This is a genomic window from Roseinatronobacter alkalisoli (genome assembly GCF_028745735.1).
Taxonomy (GTDB): domain Bacteria; phylum Pseudomonadota; class Alphaproteobacteria; order Rhodobacterales; family Rhodobacteraceae; genus Roseinatronobacter; species Roseinatronobacter alkalisoli.
In genome coordinates this window covers 1-16,401 of sequence record NZ_JAQZSM010000042.1, presented here as the reverse complement: position 1 = coordinate 16,401, position 16,401 = coordinate 1, and the positions used below count along the sequence as shown (strand labels likewise).

Annotated in this window: 15 protein-coding genes and 1 pseudogene; 2 read left to right on the top strand and 14 right to left on the bottom strand. The window is 57.9% G+C overall.

Annotation, left to right across the window (positions count from 1 at the left end; all coding sequences use genetic code 11):
* The 13 genes from PUT78_RS21350 to PUT78_RS21290 all read right to left on the bottom strand — a co-directional run.
* A partial coding sequence (locus tag PUT78_RS21350) for a tyrosine-type recombinase/integrase (protein ID WP_274354281.1) occupies positions 1-1,128 on the bottom strand: 1,128 nt, incomplete at its 3' end.
* Positions 1,129-1,333: 205 nt separating this feature from the next.
* Complete coding sequence (gene tnpA / locus PUT78_RS21345; protein ID WP_274354280.1) at positions 1,334-1,750, bottom strand: IS66-like element accessory protein TnpA; 417 nt, start codon at positions 1,748-1,750, stop codon at positions 1,334-1,336.
* 533 nt (positions 1,751-2,283) lie between these two features.
* A complete protein-coding gene (gene iolE / locus PUT78_RS21340) occupies positions 2,284-3,171 on the bottom strand; it encodes a myo-inosose-2 dehydratase (protein ID WP_274354279.1) in 888 nt (295 codons plus the stop codon).
* A gap of 69 nt (positions 3,172-3,240) precedes the next feature.
* Complete coding sequence (locus PUT78_RS21335; protein WP_274354278.1) at positions 3,241-4,017, bottom strand: TIM barrel protein; 777 nt, start codon at positions 4,015-4,017, stop codon at positions 3,241-3,243.
* 29 nt (positions 4,018-4,046) lie between these two features.
* On the bottom strand, positions 4,047-4,841 hold the full coding sequence (gene iolB, locus PUT78_RS21330; protein WP_274354277.1) for a 5-deoxy-glucuronate isomerase: 795 nt from the start codon (positions 4,839-4,841) through the stop codon (positions 4,047-4,049).
* An 11-nt stretch (positions 4,842-4,852) separates the two neighbouring features.
* A complete protein-coding gene (locus tag PUT78_RS21325; protein WP_274354276.1) occupies positions 4,853-5,047 on the bottom strand; it encodes a hypothetical protein in 195 nt (64 codons plus the stop codon).
* Entirely contained in the window at positions 5,044-5,946 is a 903-nt protein-coding gene (iolE, locus tag PUT78_RS21320; protein WP_274354275.1) for a myo-inosose-2 dehydratase, read from the bottom strand. The genes PUT78_RS21325 and iolE (PUT78_RS21320) overlap by 4 nt, the downstream gene beginning before the upstream one ends.
* An 11-nt stretch (positions 5,947-5,957) precedes the next feature.
* A complete protein-coding gene (gene iolD, locus PUT78_RS21315; protein WP_274354274.1) occupies positions 5,958-7,814 on the bottom strand; it encodes a 3D-(3,5/4)-trihydroxycyclohexane-1,2-dione acylhydrolase (decyclizing) in 1,857 nt (618 codons plus the stop codon).
* A 67-nt stretch (positions 7,815-7,881) separates the two neighbouring features.
* Entirely contained in the window at positions 7,882-9,807 is a 1,926-nt protein-coding gene (locus PUT78_RS21310; RefSeq protein WP_274354273.1) for a bifunctional 5-dehydro-2-deoxygluconokinase/5-dehydro-2-deoxyphosphogluconate aldolase, read from the bottom strand.
* A gap of 124 nt (positions 9,808-9,931) precedes the next feature.
* Positions 9,932-10,753: an ATP-binding cassette domain-containing protein gene (locus PUT78_RS21305; RefSeq protein WP_274354272.1), complete on the bottom strand. Its 822-nt coding sequence runs from the start codon at positions 10,751-10,753 to the stop codon at positions 9,932-9,934.
* Position 10,754: 1 nt separating this feature from the next.
* Positions 10,755-11,852, bottom strand: a complete 1,098-nt coding sequence (locus PUT78_RS21300) for an ABC transporter permease (RefSeq protein WP_274354271.1) — start codon at positions 11,850-11,852, stop codon at positions 10,755-10,757.
* Between the two features lie 76 nt (positions 11,853-11,928).
* Positions 11,929-12,957, bottom strand: coding sequence for a Gfo/Idh/MocA family oxidoreductase (locus PUT78_RS21295; RefSeq protein ID WP_274354270.1), 1,029 nt, complete (start codon positions 12,955-12,957; stop codon positions 11,929-11,931).
* A 183-nt stretch (positions 12,958-13,140) separates the two neighbouring features.
* Entirely contained in the window at positions 13,141-14,112 is a 972-nt protein-coding gene (locus PUT78_RS21290) for a sugar ABC transporter substrate-binding protein (RefSeq protein WP_274354269.1), read from the bottom strand.
* Positions 14,113-14,368: 256 nt separating this feature from the next.
* On the opposite strand from PUT78_RS21290, the gene PUT78_RS21285 reads away from it, so the two are divergent.
* Positions 14,369-15,382, top strand: a complete 1,014-nt coding sequence (locus tag PUT78_RS21285) for a LacI family DNA-binding transcriptional regulator (RefSeq protein ID WP_274354268.1) — start codon at positions 14,369-14,371, stop codon at positions 15,380-15,382.
* 156 nt (positions 15,383-15,538) lie between these two features.
* On the opposite strand, the pseudogene PUT78_RS21280 reads toward PUT78_RS21285, so the two are convergent.
* Positions 15,539-15,628: pseudogene (locus tag PUT78_RS21280) on the bottom strand (IS6 family transposase); the annotation flags it as partial.
* Between the two features lie 241 nt (positions 15,629-15,869).
* On the opposite strand from PUT78_RS21280, the gene PUT78_RS21275 reads away from it, so the two are divergent.
* Complete coding sequence (locus tag PUT78_RS21275; RefSeq protein WP_274354267.1) at positions 15,870-16,160, top strand: HU family DNA-binding protein; 291 nt, start codon at positions 15,870-15,872, stop codon at positions 16,158-16,160.
* Positions 16,161-16,401 lie beyond the last annotated feature (241 nt).

The following is a 16,401-nucleotide window of genomic DNA, read 5'->3' as shown; positions in this document are numbered from 1 at the left end:
CTGTAAAGTGGCACCGCTTCGGAGCAGGTGCGTGGCTGCTGAATGGCGTAGCAAGTTCGCACCGCGTGATGGCGGATCCTCAATGCCAGCACGCGTCAAAGCATGAGAAACGATCTGAGAAATAGACGGAGAACCACAAAACGGCCGAAATGGCGCGGTTGCTGTCAGGAACATGCGGTCGTCATCAACAGCTGGCCGAGCGTCATTCAGATAGCATAGAACAGCATCGCCAGCATCCTGCGGTAGAGGCAAAAGAGACTCGGATCGTCCCTTGCCCTTGACCCGCAGGGTTCCCGAACGCCAATCGATGTCCTGGAGTCGCATCTCTAAAATGTCGCCTGCCCGCAATCCGAGACGGGCAAGGAGGATTAGAATCGCGCGATCTCGAACACCCCGCCTGGTTTGAAGATCGCAGGACCCCACGACACGTTCGACCTGATCGGGTGACAGATAGCGCGGTAATGATGATAGTCGCCATTGCGGAATGCGTGGCACGGCGTGTTCAAGACCAGTGCGACAGAGATCGGACGCTGCCAGAAAGCGTAAATATCCACGCAGCGCGGTCATCATTGTCTTTGTGTAAGCTGCGGAGCAGTGTTGGGCTTCATTTAGAACAGCTGTTCGGATGCCAGCCGGGCCGTATGCGCACGGATCCGATCCCAGTGACGGGAGAAGCCGCATGACCATTCTCCCGTGCCATACGGCCGTCTGTTCGCGAATGCCTCTATGTCGCAGGAGCCATTCCTGAAAATCGCCAACCAGAGGATCAACAGAGTCTGCGACCGCTTCAGCCAGAGGAGCGATGATGCCACGTCTTGCGAGAAACGAGATAAAACGATGAACACGGTTAAGATAGCCCCTCGAGCAGGGCATAGCTCGCCGTGCCCCCCCGCAACGACAACGATGTTTGGCAAACTGGCCAAGACTGTCGTCGTTAACGCGCCTGAGCTCAATCATCTCAATTGCAAGCCATGCGGCAAAATGGCGAGCGCTATCGGTATAACCTTGGATGGTCAGGGGCGAGTACCTCAGCAAAGCGAGTTCTTCAGCGAACTGATTAACCCACGGCGTCAGTTCGCCCGCATCCATCGTCCTTGGTGCCGCGACCGGTCTTTTGATGACGTTCATATCAAATCTCCCATGCGCCAGGATGGCGCTTGGGAAGTCTAGATTATGCTGTGCTGTCGCCCGGCAGAGATCTTTTATTATTCTGCAATTAATGCATAAATTTGACTGGGTCGTTCGGGACTCCACATAATCGTGGCCGCCGCATAACGCCGCATGTCCGTTACCCCGCCCGCGATCCAAACCTTGGTGCCTGCCGGAAACGCGATCATGACGGATCCAGCGCCTGCACAAGGCGCGTCAACGCCACCGGATCGATTGTCGCTGCAACCGAAAGACGCCTGCCGTTCAGAAGCGTGATCTCTGCCCGCTCGACCGAGGTCGACGCAGCCGCCGGCTTCGGCGCAGCTGGTTCCGTTGGCACCTCAGGGGACGCGAGTGTCACCGGCATGAACCGCAACGGTGATGCACCGCCCGCAAGTTCGCCGTTGCGATACTGACGCCGCCAGCGCACCAGCAGCGTTCGACCAATATCATGGCGACGCGCTGTCTCGGCCATGCTCCCGCGCGGGCCGAAACTCTCCTCTACAATGCGAACCTTCTGCGCATCCGTCCAGCGCCGACGGCGACCGGTATCGGTGACAGAAAGGATCTCGACTTCGGGTCTGTATCTATGGTCGGACATAACGTCGGACCTAAGCGGAAATCTTCAGCGCAAAAAGACGGCCCTCGGCGCAGGCTTACGATGCTCGGGGCAAACTGACGGCGTACCTTGGCTATGAGGCTGTGTTGATGAAATCGACAACGCCCGCATTGGCAAGCGGCGGCGCATACGATGGTCACCGCAGGGCTCAAATCGGGTTGCCGTCACCGGGCCGCTGATCTTGACGGAAGACTAGGTGACTCAACGGGGCAGCTCGGCACTCCTTCCGACCTGCGTGGTATTTATGTTGCGGGGGGGACGGCACGGAGGGAGCCATTGCAGCCATGCGGGAAGTACGCCCACCGGAAAAAGTCGCGCTGCTTTGCAAGATTGCTATGCATTGATGGCTATCTCTACACATATTTCTGCTCTGGCGGGAGCATTGGTTGATGTTATACTACACAAAGCGGGAATACCCTACCACGTCGAGCGCAAGGTTTTGCCCACTCCCACCAGAGAGTGGTACGCGCTTTGGAAAAAAATCGCTTTAGCTCCGTGCGAGCCAACCAGCCTGGTCATATACCGAGTCCGAGCAAATAGTCTCTTGCCCGTTTCACTGTTTCGAATGGGGCAGCGATGCTTGGATCTTGCTCAGCTTCGACCACAAGCCAGCCTGAATAGCCACTGCTCCGCAAGAACTTGGCCATCGGTGTGAAATCTACCGCACCATCGCCGGGGACTGTGAACATCCCTGCGCGGACCCCTTCGTTGAAACTCAGCTCATCGTTGCGGACCCGGGCCATGGTGTCGGCTCGTACGTCCTTCAGGTGTATGTGGTTGATACGATCCGCATAGCTGTCGATCAGCTTGGCGTAGTTGAAGCCGCCCGCGAAGGCATGCCCTGTATCCATCAGAAGGCCGACGGACAGTCCGCTGTGATCCATGACTGCGGCGACCTCTTCGAAGGTTTCCGCCACCATCATCAGGTGATGGTGATACGCCAGCGCAAGCCCGAAATCCTCAGCCAGCCGATCAGCAAATTCCGTAAGTCGTTCCCCATAGGCTTTGAAGTCTTCCTGCCCCAACTTCAGACGTTTACTGAGCGGGACGTCAAGCGCGCTGTCAGCCATATGCGCGCACTCGCCATAGACCATGACCTGCGCTCCGCAGTCTCGAAGCAGCGCTGCATGGGATTGAACCGCCAGGAATTCTTCGTCCGCGCTTCGCTCGGCAAGGAAACCACTGTGCCAGCCGGAAACCAATGCAAGCTCGTGCTGATCGAGTAGATCTTTCAGCTCGACGGTATCTTTGGGGAAAATTCGGCTGAGTTCCACGCCACTGAATCCCGCCGATCGGGCTTCACGAAGGCACTGATCCGGAGCTGTACCCGCGCCGAGATCTTCCAGAACTTCATTAACCCAGGACAAAGGACTTACGCCCACGCGGAAAGATGTCGCCTTCATATAGGAGCTCCAAGGTTCAATAACGACTGCCGACGGTTTGAAGCGTCGACACTGCACGTGTTGTCAGGTTCATGAGAAGGCTTGAACGAAGGCGTCGACGGCGGCGTCGCTATCACCTGCCGCCCAGGCTTCCATGCCCAAAGGCCCCCGGTAGCCCATCGAGGCGAGCGCTTTTGCAACACCGGGATAATTGATCTCGCCTGTACCCGGCTCGCAGCGCCCGGGGTTGTCGGCGACCTGCACTTCACCGATCCACGGAAGGCAGGCTTCGCACCAGCGCACCAGATCGCCTTCGCCGATTTGCGTGTGGTAGAGATCGAGGTTGATACGCAGTTGTGGGCGATTCACGGCCGAGACCAGCGACAGAACATCGGCGGTCGAGCCGAAGGGGCATCCGGGATGATCCAGCGGGTTGAGGTTCTCGAGCGTGAACATCACGCCCTCTTCCTCGGCGATGTCACAGATACGGTGGAGCGTGTCACGCGCGCGCAGCAACATTCCCGGCGAATAGGTACCATGCTGAGGGATCGGAATACCACCGTCACCCAATCCTGTGCCATGCAGGTTCAGCCGATCGACACCAAGCCGTTTGCCAACTTGCGCGGTTTCCCGCGCAGACTTCAGGAGCATTTCGGCACCGACGGTGTCAGCAAGCCGTCCTTGCAGGTATCCGTTCATGATCGTGAAGTTGGCGCCAGTCGCCTCCAGCTTCGCGAGATCGTGGTCGGGATAATTCCACAGACCTACACCAAGTCCACGTTCAGCCAGCCGTGAGGCGCGCCACTCGATGGGCTTATCGCGCCAGACCATTTCCGCACATACGGCGAGTTGAAAAGGGTTAGACATTTCGTTTTCTCCAGAGGGGCGCAAGGCCACTACATCAGGTGTTCGATCTCTGGCGCGGGGATGAACCGCCAGTTGCGGCGCGGGCCTGCCATGACGTTCAGATAGTAAAGTTCGAACCCGTGGGGTGCGCCGCAGGGGTGGTGGCCACGGGGAACCAGCACAACCTCGCCATCCTTGACTGCGATACACTCATCAAGACTGCCATCATCGGTATAGACGCGCTGGATGGCCCAGCCATTGGCGGGGTTCAGGCGGTGGTAATAGGTTTCTTCCAGATAGGTGATACGAGGGAAATCATCCTCGTCATGGCGGTGGCTCGGATAGCTCGACCAATTGCCCGCAGGGGTGAACACTTCGGTCACCAGCAGGCTGTCACAGTAATCTTCAGTCTCCATTGCAATATTGTTGATCCAGCGAGTATTCGGCCCGTCGCCGCGTTGGGTCAAGGTGATCCCGTCCGGGCCAATGCGCCGCGCCTCATGCCCGCCCAGGCCCGGTGCGGAACAGACCGCGATGGTGCAATCGGTTTGCGCCACAGCTCGCCAGTCGCAATCGTTCGGCACATAGAGGCAATGCGGTGGCGTCTTTTCAAAGACATCCATCCTGTCGCCAAGCGTGCCCCAATCCTGACCTGCGGCATGAAAGGCAGCCTTTCCTTCGACCATGACCAATATCACTTCGCGTGTGCCCGTTGCCTCGGCCACCTCCTCGCCTGCGCGCAGGCGGTAGAGTGCGAAGCCGACATAACGCCAACCAGCGGATTGGGGCGTGATTTCATGCACTTTGCCGTGGGTTCCGAAGGGCTTGCGCAACAAATGCGACATTGGATTTTCCTTTAGTCAGGGTCATTGGGGGCGAAGACGATTAAGAACTGATAGACACAGTAGATCCCGACGGCCCCGAAAAGGATTGCAAAAAACGGGCTGCCTGTTGCGATCTCGTAAATGGCCCAGCCGAGGCAGACAGCAACGACTGCGATGCGGCGCCAAAGCGGTCGGAAAAAGCTGTGCTGAACGTCGATCAGTTTCATGGCGCTGGTGTCAGTCCTGTCTTGCCCGCCAACCGCTTCAGCGTGTGCAGGCCAAGGGTCTGATAGAGAAGCGGGTTGCGGATGGCAGGGTCCTGCTCGGCCTCGATCACGATCCAGCCGTCATACGCATGCGCGGCCAGCAGGGCCAGAAGCGGCTCGAAATCTACCGCGCCGTCTTGATCGCCAGGCACGGTAAAGACACCAGCCCGCACGCCGTCCATAAAGGACAGGTTCCCGGCCTCGACACGTGCCTTGATGGCCGGGCGCACATTCTTGGCGTGGAAATGCTTTACGCGTCCGATATGGCGGGCAAGCACCGCCTGTGGATCGCCGCCGCCGAACCAGCAATGCCCTGCGTCAAACAAGAGTTTCGTATGCGGACCGGTTGCGGCCATGAACGCGTCAATATCCTCGGGACTTTGGACCACTGTTCCCATGTGATGATGATAGACCAGATCGATCCCGCGCCCCGCGCAATGAGCCGCGACGGCCTCGACCTTTGCCCCGAAATCGCGCATGGCGGCGGCGTCCAGTACAGGACGGCTGGACAGGGGGCGGGTCAGCCGCTGCACCGAATTCGATGTCTCGCAGACGATCACGACCTTGCACCCGTTATGAACCAGCTTGTCCAGATGCGGAGCGATCGCGCGGATTTCATCCTCGACCGAATGCGCCAGCAGATTCAGCGAATGCCACCCCGAGATGAAAGCTAGTCCATGGCTGGCGAGAAGAACGCGAAGGGCTTCGGGATCATTGGGCCAACGGTGCCCGTTCTCGATCCCGTCAAAACCGATCAGCGTACCTGCTTCATGCAGGATACGCTCGGTCGGAATATCTGCGCCAAGGGTATGGTCGTCATCATTGGCCCAGGCAATGGGGTTGGTGCCGAAGCGGATCATGGGCATGTCCTTCAACTGCTCAGCCGCACGCGGGCGGCGTTGGTGATGTAATTTTCATAAGCTGCGCGCAACCGCTCTGGCCCGCCCACCTCCGGGACGGCGACATCCCACCACTGGCCTGTACCCTCCAGCCCTTCGCCAGGGCCATCTGCGGCTGTTGTCTCGACGACGATGACCGTAGGGATAGGGCGTCCTCGCGCGGCCATGATCTCGGCCTGCAGCGCGGCCAAATCACCCGCTTTCACCGCATGCGCGCCCATGCTGGCGGCATGGGCCACATAATCAATCTGCGGCTGGTCTTCGATCATGCAGTCAACATACATATTGTTGAAGGGCACGCCCCCTGTACCCTGCTGTAGCCGGTTGATGCAGCCATAGCCGCGATTGTCTGTCAGGATCACTGTGAAGGGGATGCGCCGCATCACGGCTGTGGCCAGTTCGGAATTGGCCATCATATAACTGCCATCGCCCACGAAACACAGCACTTCGCGTTCAGGCTTTGCCAGCTTCAGCCCCATCGCGCCTGCGATCTCGTATCCCATGCAACTGAAGCCATATTCCATGTGATAGCCCCCGGCGCTGGGTTGCCACAGAAGTTTCAGCGCACCGGGCGTCGTGCCCGCGGCACATAGCGCCACGCTGGCATCCGTTGCCACCGCCTGGACCGCACCGATCACCTGCGCATCGTTTGGCAGATCATCCGGTATTACGGTGGCCTGACACTTCGCTTCGACCGCTGCCAGCCAGGTCGTGCGCGATGCCATATCAGGGCTGGCACGATAGTCGCCCAATTTCCCGGAAAGCAACTCCAGCGCGACTTTTGCATCTGCAACAAGGCTGACCGCCTGATGCTTGGCCGCGTCATAGCCTTGGATATTGATTGAGAGCAATTTCGCATCTTGGGCAAAGAGTGACCGCGATCCGGTCGTGAAATCCTGCAACCGGGTGCCAATACCGATGACCAGATCGGCCGCTGCCAGCGCTGTATTGGCCGCTGCCGATCCGTCTACGCCTGCTGCACCGAAATTCAGCTCATGTGCCTGCGACAGGGCGGATTTGCCGGCCTGTGTTTCCGTGACTGGGATCTGGTGGCGGGTTGCAAAACCATCCAGCGCGGCCTCGGCCCCTGAATAGATCACGCCGCCCCCGCAGATGATCACAGGGCGCGCAGCCCCCGCGATCATTCCGGCCACCTCCTCCAACTCCCGCGCATCGGGCGCGGGGCGGCGGATATGCCAGGTGCGGGGGCTGAAGAAAGCCTCTGGCCAGTCAAATGCTTCTGCCTGGACATCCTGACAGAAGCTCAGGCAAACGGGGCCACAATTGGCGGGATCCGTCATCACCCGCAGCGCCCGCGGCAAGGCGCTCAGTAACTGCTCGGGCCGGGTGATCCGGTCGAAATACCGCACCACGGGGCGGAAACAGTCATTGGCACTGACAGTGCCGTCATCGAAATCCTCAATCTGCTGCAAAACGGGGTCGGGGCGGCGATTGGCAAACACATCGCCTGCAATGATCAGCAATGGCAGGCGGTTCACATGCGCAAGCGCCGCTGCCGTCACCACATTCGTCGCTCCTGGCCCGATGCTTGTTGTCACGGCCATGGCCTGGCGCCGCGCCCGCCCCTTGGCAAAGGCAAGGGCAGCATGGGCCATGGTCTGTTCATTCTGGCCCCGCCATGTCGGGAAGGGTGTTTCGCACAGGTCACCATATTGCGCGCGATGCAGCGCCTCGCCCAGCCCGGCGACATTGCCATGCCCAAAGATCGCCCAGATGCCGGGGATAAAGCGGTCGCCCTCGGCAGTCATCTGCGCACCCAGCCAGTGCACCATTGCCTGCGCCGCTGTCAATCTGACTGTCCCGCTCATGCTGTTCCTCTTTCCAGTCTTCATCTTGCCAAAAAATACTCTGGGGCAGCGGCGCCAAAACCGCCTGTCAGGCGGCTTCCCGCGCCTGCTGCCGGGCATTGTCCCAGTGCGTGCAGAGCCGTGCATAACCCGCGCGCATCTCCTCCACAGCCTGCACATCATCGCAATTCCGCGCGAACCAACGCCGCGCCACATCGCCGAATATTGTGCGTCCCACTGCGAAACCCTTGACCAGCGGAAACTGCGCCGCAGTGGCAAAGCTGGCCGCAAGTTCATCTTCCGGCGCATCCAACCCGAGCACCACGATGCCGCGCGTATGGCGGTCATGCGCCTCGATCGCGGCAATGGCATTGGACCAGGCGGCACGCGTGGTCAGCGGCTCCAGCTTCCACCAGTCGGGAAAGATGCCCTCGCGGTAGAAACGGTCGATAACCTGCGCCGTGGTCTGGTCATCCACCGAAGCCACCTTCGACGGGATCACTTCCAGCAAAAATTCCAACCCGTTGCGGCGCGCGGCGGTGAACAACCGCCCCACCGTTGCGATCTGGTCGGCCCACAGGCTTTCGGCATCGCTTGGATGGCAAAAGCACAGCACCTTGACCACATTGCCGCGCGTCCATGCCTGCAACCCACCGCAATCAATGCCCAACGCTGGTTCCAGCGCCAAGGGCCGCGATCCCGGCCATTCGCAGGGCCGCCCGACCCACAGGCCGGTGCCCGATGCCGCATGCAGCGCACGTCGCCCGATCCTGTCATCGCACAGGATACCATAACCGTCGCGCCCGTCCTGCACCGCAAGCGCGGCCTGCAGGCACAATTCCTTGAAGGCCGCGCCTTGCTCAGGGCTGTAGCCTGCCATCTCTTCCAGTTGCAACCTGTGGTCAAAGGCGAAGATACGGTAATCCGCCCAATCAGCCCCATGATTGCGCGCGCGGTTCGTGGACCAGTGTATCTGCTCCAGCGCTGCGTCATTGCGTAAGTCGGGCTGGACCACGCCGCGTTCAAGAAAGAAGTCCAGCTCCGCCAGCGAGGGGTAGGCTGGTGTGCAGCCATGGCGCGACACAGCAAAGGCCCCGCAGGCATTGGCATATTTGAGCGCGGTCGGCCAGTCCGCCCCGTCCAGCCAGCCCTTCATGAGCCCGGAAAAGAACCCGTCCCCCGCACCCAGCACATTGAAGACCTCAATCGGGAAGCCGGGGCCGGTTTGCCCATCGTCAAGGCTGTCGGGGATCGGCCCCTCGAACGCGACCGCACCTGCCGCACCGCGTTTGCACACCAGCACAGCGTCTGACACGGCCCGTACTGCGCGCAGCGCGGTAATCGTGTCCGTGCTCCCGCCCGCAATATGGAACTCTTCTTCCGTGCCCACGATCAAATCGAAAAAATGCAGATGCGATTGCAGCTTTGCCGTGACTGCCGCCGATTCCACAAAGCGGCTTTCACCATCGCCATGTCCAGCCACGCCCCACAGGTTCGGGCGGTAATCGATATCAAGCGCCGTCTTGACACCATGTTTGCGCGCCAGCCGCAGCGCTTTAAGCACCGCTGCCTCTGTTCGCAGGTGGGACAAATGAGTGCCTGTCGGCAACAATGCGCGGGCCGCGGCGATGAAATCCTCGTCAATATCCTCTTCCGACAGTGCCATATCCGCGCAATTCTCACGGTAGAAAATCAGCGGAAACTGGTCCTCGTCGCGAATACCCAGCAATACCAGCGCTGTCAGGCGCTCTGGGTCGGTCACGACACCATCAGTGCAAACCCCCTCGCGGGCGAGCTGTTCACGAATGAACCGCCCCATATGCTCATCACCCACCCGCGTAATCACTGCGGACCGCAGCCCCAACCGTGCCGTGCCGCAGGCAATATTGGTAGGGCTGCCACCGATATATTTGGCAAATGTGCCCATATCTTCCAGCCGACCGCCGACTTGCGACCCATAAAGGTCGACAGACGAGCGGCCAATCGTCACTACATCAAGATTGCGATGTTCCATCTGCCGCTCCCACCCTATCAAGTTAGCTTCGCTTCTGGAGTCGCAGGGCATCTGCCGTGCAAACTACTGAAACGACGGAGGTTCTAGTTTATTGTGTCGCCGTTCAAGCAACACTTAGCTTTTCTCAGACTGTGCCGCCCAAAGAGCCTTCAAGTAGCGCCAGTTCCTGACCACCTGCCATGAGATCTTGAAGCTCTCCCTGTGAAATCTCACCACGTTGGGCTGTCCCCAATGTCTTGCCGCGGTTCAAGACCGTGAATCTGTCACCAACGGCTAGGGCATGTCGGACGTTGTGCGAGATGAACACCACGCCAACGCCCTGCTTCCGGACCTTGTCGATTGTGGCCAAAACATTCGACGTTTGTCGAACACCCAGTGCCGAAGTCGGTTCGTCCAGGATCAAGACCTTTGCCCCGAAATAGACCGCCCTGGCGATAGCGACTGTTTGCCGTTCACCGCCGGAGAGGGTTCCCACAGCTTGATCCGGTGCGCGAAGATTAATACCCATGCCTCGCATCTCATCCATGACGACTTGGTTCATTTTGTCGACATCCAGACGCTTCGTCAGATATGATCCCTTCGTGGGCTCACGCCCCATGAAGAAATTTCGCGCCACGCTCATCAGCGGGATCATCGCGAGATCCTGGAAAACCGTGGCAATCCCGGCCTCCATTGCATCGCGCGGACTGTTGAAAGACATGGGCGCTCCGTTGAAGAGGATCTCCCCTTTCGTCGGCTTGTGCACTCCGGACATAATCTTAATGAAGGTTGACTTGCCTGCTCCGTTGTCACCCAAGAGGCAGTGGCATTCCCCGGGCCTTACATCAAAGCTCACACCCGCAAGAGCAATGATATTGCCAAAGTGCTTTTCGATGTTCTTCATTTCGACGATGGGCGCCAGTTTTGCCACCGGATCGCCATGATGGAATATGGTGTCGTCGGTCATATCAGCGCTCCCCCGTTACACGCTTGCGAATAGCGTTGTTGAACAAGACCGCGATCAAAAGCATCCCCCCAAGGAAAACTTGGAACCAATCCTGATCAAAGCTTGTGTAGGCCAGTCCGATCACCACCATCCCAAAGATGATCGATCCGAAGAAGGCACCAATTGCAGAGCCGTATCCACCCGTCAGAAGACATCCGCCGATCACAGCCGCGATAATGGCTTCGAACTCTTTTTGGAACCCTCTGCGGGCATCAGTGGAGCCAGCGTCGAGCACAGTGATAATCGCGACGAGGGCTGCACAGCATGCCGTGAGCATGAAGAGAGCCATCTTGATCTTGGCGACAGGCACACCAGAGTTCGAAGCCGCAGTTTTGTCTCCGCCCGCGGCAAAGATCCAGTTGCCGACCGGAGTTCTAAGAAGGACATAGGTGGCTATCAACGCAATCGCGACAAACCATATGATTTCGACAGGGATCCCGGGAACTTTCGGCGCCCCGTTCCTGAAGGTTTCGATCAGGCCAATATGTGCTAGCCATTCGAACAGACCCGGAAACGCATTTCCTGAGAAAAATGGTGCCAGTATGTCCCCCTCCACAGCTTCACGGACACCGCGAAGCTGTGTGTTCCCGCCAGTGGCCCATTTCAGGCCGACGAGAGACAGACCGCGTAGGATAAAGAGAAAAGCAAGCGTTACAATGAAAGACGGCAACCCAGAGCGCATCACGATCGATCCATTGATGCTCCCAACAAACGCCGCGAAGATCAATGTCGCTGGAATTGCCAGCAGAAGCGGAACGTTCCACGTCACCACGCAAACACCGAAGAACAAACCAGCGAAGGCCACCATGGACCCAATAGAAAGGTCGAACTCTCCGCCAATCATGAGGAGGGATGCGCCAATGGCCAAAATTCCCAGTTGGGCAGCCGGTTTCATGAAATTCATGAAACCGGCCAAGGTGAACATGGAGCTATCTGCGGTGATCGCGAAAAACACGGTCACGAGAATGAGTCCGGCCAAGGCACCCAGTTCTGGCTTTTTCAGAAGCCGCGAGAATGCAGATTCTGCCCTGAGGCGTTCATCGCTTGATGTCGAAGACATTGTATTCCTCCCTTCTCACAATTGTCCGCACTGTCTGACATTTTGACGCAAAGTGCGGCACCGAAGTAGTCTACTGTTAGGTTTGAGCTACGGAAGCGATGCTCACCGGTGCATTTGATTTAACCGACTCGATTGCGGCCAGCGCGATTGCCAGCGCCATTTTTGCATCCTCGCCAGTCGGAGCTTCGATTCTCTCCCCAGCGATCGCGTCGACAAACCCTTGGAATTCTGCGGCGTATGGCCACATGAAACGCTCGGTATCCTTGCGTAGCGTGTCTTGAGCGACGCCGCTGGCCGAGTACAAGGACATGCTGGACCGGGCCATTTCGCCCATGGTCACCATGCCTTCGGAGCCGAAAACCTCGCCACGGATGTCATAGCCGTAGAGTGCACTAAAATTGGCCTCGGCAACCGCAATCGCGCCATTGTCATATTTGATCGTGACTACCGCCGTGTCCAGATAGCCGCTGGACTTTGCCTCCGGCGCGACCAGCGCATCTGCAGTTGCATAGACCTCGACCGGTTTGGACCCATTGTTGAGCCAGTTCAGCGTGTCAAAATCGTGGATCAGTGTTTCATAGAAGATGGTCCACTGCGGGATCTTTGCTGGATCAGCGCAAAATGGACCAGGATCTCGTGTCAGGGACCGAAGCAATTGGGGAGCGCCGATTTTGCCCGCAGCGATTGCCGAGCGTCCCTCGGCGAAGGCTTGGTCCCAACGACGATTGAATCCCACCTGCAGAGTAACGCCTGCATTCTCGGCAGCGTCGATCGCGCGCTTGGCATTTTCGATGGTCAGCGCCATCGGCTTTTCGACGAAAACGTGCTTTCCCGCCTCGCACGCCTGAATAACGAGATCGGTGTGGAACCGGGCGGGCGAGGCAATAATCACGCCCTGCAAATCGGGATCGTTAATAAGGGTGGATATATTTGACGTGGACTTTTCCACCCCAAGGCGCGCAGCGAGGGCCGCTGCGACTCCTTCAGCTGGATCGGCGATGCTCACCAGTGTCGCATTTGGGACGCGGTACACGATTGTTTCCGCATGGAAAGTGCCGATACGCCCTGCCCCGATTAGGCCCAGACTGATATTCTTGGTTTTCATGTTTCTCTCCAGGCACAGCGCTTCTTTCCGCATAAGCGGGCGGCGAGAGCGCATGATTTTTTAAATTTGGGACTGCCTCGAAGAACGCAGTTTCCCGGCTCTTCGAGGGTGACCCGCCAGAGACTGGCGGGTCGCTAGGTCGGGTCGGGCCAATATGGCATAAACCTGCCCGACCAGGGAGGATTACCGAAGACCCTGCGCCGACAGATCAATCACTTGCTGCGCGGTGTCCTGCGTCACGAAGCTCGGACCCGAGGGCACGTTGCCTGCCGGCATCACGCCATAGCGTGCGTGCTGTGCGAGGAAGGTAACCGGCAGGTACCCTTGCAGGTAGGGCTGCTGGTCGACAGCGAAGGTGGCTTTGCCGTCGACGATCGCTTGAAGGAAATTGGCGGACAGGTCATAGCTCGCAACGATCACTTCGTCCTGCATACCCAGACCCTGGACGGCGGCCACGGCGGGCTCGCCAACGGTTGGGGCGCTCAGACCCATGACGGCGTCGAGCGTGTCGTCGGACATCAGCGCGGCGCGGATCCTGGACTCGACTTCGCTCGGATCCGACGAGGTCGGCAGGATCGTAACCGTTCCGAAGCCTTCCATGCCTTCTGTCACACCCTGGCAGCGCTGATCGAGCGCGACGTTGCCAACTTCTTGGATGACGCAGAGAACGTGAGTCGCTCCGATTTCACCGAGCTTTGCGCCAACGATGCGACCAGCGGGCAGTTCGTCCTGCCCCACATGCAGCGCGATGCCAAGGCCCACTGCGGCGCTGATCCCGGAGTTCATCGAAATGACCGGGATACCGGCGGCAACGGCGCGCTCGATCGACGGCCCGAGTGCATCCGGATCAGGGTTCGAGACGATGATGCCATCAGGCTCTTGGTTGACTGCTGCGTCGATCAGCTGGCTCATCTGCACCATGTCGAAGGTTTCCGGCGCACGGTAGGCGACAGTGATCCCCTGATCTTCGCCTGCTTTGGTGATGCCATTCGTAACGATGGACCAGAACGGGTCGGACGCCTGACCATGTGTCACGGCGATGATGAAGATGTCGTCCTTAGCAAAGGCGGCAGACCCTGCGATTGTCGATGCCGCAACCACTGCGGCTGCGGCGAGCTTACCTATGGAACGGGTAAGTATGGATTTGGTGGTCATTGAACATCCTCCCTCGGTGTTCTTGTTTCTGAACGAATGGCTAGAGAAGGTCTCGTACTCCCCCTGCCGCAAAATTCCGAGACACTTCCTCGATTTTGCACGCGGGTGCAAATCTACGCGATTCTGCGCTTCGACATCTTGCGCTTACGACGTAGCATCTCTGTGCACCCGGGTGCAAGATATTTCTGCACCCGGTTGCAAAACTACTCTTGCCGCCTTAAAGTTTTTGTACCTTACCCCTTCAAAGGAACAGCGGATGGACGATTCAGAAAGCGCGATGAAAAGGGTCACCGGTGCTGACGTTGCGCGCGCCGCCGGCGTTTCAAAGTGGACGGTTAACCGAGCGTTCACACCGGGGGCTTCAATCAAACCTGAGAGTCGTGAACGCGTTCTTGCGGCGGCCGCAGAGCTTGGGTATCGGCCAAATCTTCTGGCAAGAAGCCTAGCGACCAACCGAACCATGCAAGTCGCAGTCTTGGTGGATGACTTCAAGAATCCCGCGAAATTGCCTTTTTTGGAGAGACTCTCTGAAAGGCTTCAGGGTGAAGGCATGGTCATGGTTTTGATCAACATCAACAAGCGGCATGATCACATTGATGCAATTATGGATATTGACCAACGTCAGGTCGATGCTGCGATCTTGTTTGGAACAGACTTCAAAGATTTGCAATTGCAGAATGGAGAGCGGTTGAAGTCACAAATGCCACTCTATGTTTTGGCGCGCCACAGTAACGTGGTTTCCATTCCGTCGGTCAGTTGTGACTCGGAAGTCGCCATGTCTGAAATTTGCGACTACCTTTGGCAAAAAGGGTATCGTCGCCCAGGGTTTATGACCGGTCCAAAGACTCTCTCTACAGCACTTGGAAGACGTTGCAATTTTATCAAATGCTGGGCTGATCGTGGTATTGAAAACGTTCCGGTTTTGAGTGCCGGCAGCTATGAAAGTACTGCCGCGGCGACTGTCTTGCGAACTTACCTGTCGACGGTAGGCCCGGAAGAGCGAGTGGATGTGCTTATGTGTGAGAACGATGCGCTCGCAATGGGTGCGCTCGGCATTGCAAGAGATGAACTTGGGCTGAGCGTTCCAGGTGAATTTGCGATAGTCGGCTTCGATGATATCGAGCTTGTGTCAAACCCATGCTTCGACATCACCAGTTATCGCCAGCCAATCGACGAAATGGTAGAAGCTGTGATTGGCATGATTTCCGGCAGTATGCCGCAAGGATCGATTGCATTGCGCGGTGAGCTGAAAATTCGCAACTCGACCTAGTGCGGCTTACAGACCCACCTGCACACATTGATGCCGTCGTCGGCGGGGCAATGCCCCGCCAGTTATTCTCTAACCGTGTCGAGGTTGCCTTTACGACAATTGCGCGGCACATTACGATGCCGTCGGGAGGGGGCATCCATGCCATCAACAAAGCCGGTCACGATAGGAAACAGGGTAGCGCAGGTAGAAAAGTACCGCGAACAGGATAACTGATTTTGGATAATGCGCGCCCTTGAAATCAACCATTGCACTCATCTGACCCTTGCTGTGAAGTCACCGCCTACGCCGATGCTTCATACAAAGCCAACCGGAAACCAAAAATCTTTGCGACAGAGCCATAGCCACTGCATCGTCTCTATTGGCCATACAGACCATTTTGTGATGCAGTATCCGAACCGGACTTTGCATTGAATAGGTGGCGTCTGGACATAGCCCTGCCATCCGTCAATAAAGTTATGGTGATTACAAAGCAACGAAGGGATGCCAAATGACGAAACCGCTCACGAAAACCCAGCTGGTCGCTGTTCTTGCCGACAGCGCTGGTGTTGATAAGAAAACCGCGTCCAGCGTGCTGGATGCCCTGGCTGACACAATTCAGTCTGAAGTTGTCAATGGCGGTGGTGTGACAATCCCTGGCATTGTCAAGATCGTGGCAAAGCACCGCGGTGCGCGTACAGTGCGCAATCCGGCGACTGGCGAGTCCATTGAAAAACCCGCAGATCGTCGAGTGGCAGCAACGCCGCTGAAAGCGATCAAGGATGCCCTAGCGGAGAGCTGATAATCCCAAGATGCTGATACGGTTACCGCAAGGCACGGCATAATGTGCCTTGCTTCCTTTGTGCTTGCGTCTGCTCAAAGATGTCCAAGGATGATGTCGCGTTGCCCATAGTTCGGCTCTGCCTCACTCTGTGTGGCGCAACTATCCTGAAACTGGAAAATTCAGGAGGGATAGTTGTGAGTTCGAAGAAGCGCTGGTCGCCCGGGGGCGAAGTTTCGGTTCAAAGCGTCGAGCGAAGTGA